Below are 1,848 nucleotides of genomic sequence, written 5' to 3'. Positions count from 1 at the left end.
AACCAGAAAATAAGATATATTCTAATTTTTATATTGAAATAGAAAATACGTTTATTAAAGACTTATCAATTGGAGAAACGTCAAGGACATCATGTCGAATGTTCTTAACGTTTCTTTTTGTATGTATTTATCTTGATAGATTAATCATAAAACACGCTCGGCTTATTTATACATTACTTCTAGGATATAGATTACTGAAGTAGTATTTATTCCTGAATTCTCGAATAAAATGTCATAAATGGTTGGATAAAAGGATGTGATTATGATTTGGAATATGTTTCTTAAACAGAAAAAAATAACACTCCCCATACCTCTTGTGAAAATAAAAAAGGAGTTAAAGAAGAATAGTAAAAACAACTATGAAAAGCACAGAATTACAGAGAAAGAAAAGCTTCTTATTCATCAAATTAAAATGCAAACTAAAAATTTAAATGTAAACAATGTGACAAGGACAAAGGCCTATCTAGCTTTTTATCAACGCCACCCTGAAATTCATTGGGCATTTTTAGGTCATATGGTATCACGCAATGGCGGTTGGAATATGACTGATTTAAAGGGATCGTTATTATCAAGGCTGCTTACAATGAAAGAAAGTACTTCTTTTTTTACTTTTTTAGAACGAGGAAATTGGCTTATTTTCCAGGATGCTTACCCACAATTTTTACTGTATGAAGAATCTTTAAAAAACAGGCAAAACTTATTTCACCTTTTACCGTATTTTCATGTATCAATATTTATGAATACAATTTGGAGTCATTTTTTCTTAAATCCAGACCCATATATTCTTACTGTTGCTTTAATCATTAATGAGCAAAGCTATTTAGAGCTAAGAGTCATCGACAATCCTGCTTTTAAAAAGACAATATTTAATACATTGGAATTTAAATTACAAGATTTGCTATCTATGAATCAGATTCTTTTTCCATATATAGAAAAAGGAAAACTAAAGTTAATAGGTGAAACACTTCATCATTTTGAAAGCTTACATAAGCGAATATTATTAGGAAAACGATTATATTCTATACTCTTTAATGAACCTAACCGATTAAAAATGCTGGAACAGTGGGCATATGCCATCCCTCATACGGGTTCTAGAAAAGATTATTGGCCTCATATTTTTAATGATGTGGATGAAAGTGTCCCATGGAAGGAATTGAAGCCAAGGTTAAAGTCTTGCCGTTTAACTTCACCTGCTACACGCTTTTATAGTCCTAAATTAGAATTTGCATGGAAAAACCATGAACACGCAAATCCTGAAGTAATGGATTGGTATAAAGATTGGCAAGTTATTTATTATCTAATCCATTCAGGAGAAAATGAATTAGGAGAGATCGAAAATGAATATTGTCAAACCCTCGAAAACATTGAACTTGCAACGATTGCCAAAAAAGCAATCCTCAAGTTTGATTCATAGTATTTCAAAGTTCATTCCAACTATGTTACTCGCTTCCTTGCTAGGTACGTATCTCGATCTTTTCTTTGTTGGAAAAGGATTATATACCTTCCCTAAACGCCTTTTTCCTGAGGTTTTTTCTATTAATATTGCATTTACCTTATTCGCCCTCCCATTCTTCGTTGCAGTTTTTTTATATTGCTGTCAAAAAATGAATTTTTGGTTTAAGGGAGTATTTATTCTAATCTTGAGTCTGTTAATGTCAATTATAGAGAAACAAGCAGTTGGATACGGTTATTTTCTACATCACGAATCATGGAAGCATTTCTATTCGTTTTGTGGATATATTTTGTTTTTAATCTTCATCTATTCCTTTTATCGTTGGTTAAATCAGCGATAGAGTTATAAAAATTATATTAAACTGACTATACTATTCACGCGGTGTTAAATAATGT

Annotated in this window: 2 protein-coding genes; both read left to right on the top strand. The window is 30.9% G+C overall.

What is annotated here, in order from left to right:
* Positions 1-262: 262 nt before the first annotated feature.
* Positions 263-1,414 carry a DUF2515 family protein gene (locus tag V7014_RS26220; protein WP_335511918.1) on the top strand — a complete coding sequence of 384 codons (1,152 nt, stop codon included), beginning with the start codon at positions 263-265 and terminating at the stop codon, positions 1,412-1,414.
* Positions 1,338-1,793, top strand: coding sequence for a CBO0543 family protein (locus V7014_RS27410; RefSeq protein ID WP_438824985.1), 456 nt, complete (start codon positions 1,338-1,340; stop codon positions 1,791-1,793). Before V7014_RS26220 ends, V7014_RS27410 begins: the two co-directional genes overlap by 77 nt.
* The last annotated feature ends 55 nt before the right edge of the window (positions 1,794-1,848 follow it).

This window comes from Bacillus sp. JJ722 (genome assembly GCF_036963345.1).
GTDB lineage: Bacteria > Bacillota > Bacilli > Bacillales > DSM-1321 > Bacillus_AD.
This window is presented reverse-complemented; position numbering and strand designations above follow the sequence as displayed.

What these genes read in the sequence shown, in the direction of transcription:
- V7014_RS26220 (WP_335511918.1), top strand. Translation starts at nt 263, where the DNA reads ATGATTTGGAATATGTTTCTTAAACAGAAAAAAATAACACTCCCCATA.
- V7014_RS27410 (WP_438824985.1), top strand. Translation starts at nt 1,338, where the DNA reads ATGAATATTGTCAAACCCTCGAAAACATTGAACTTGCAACGATTGCCA.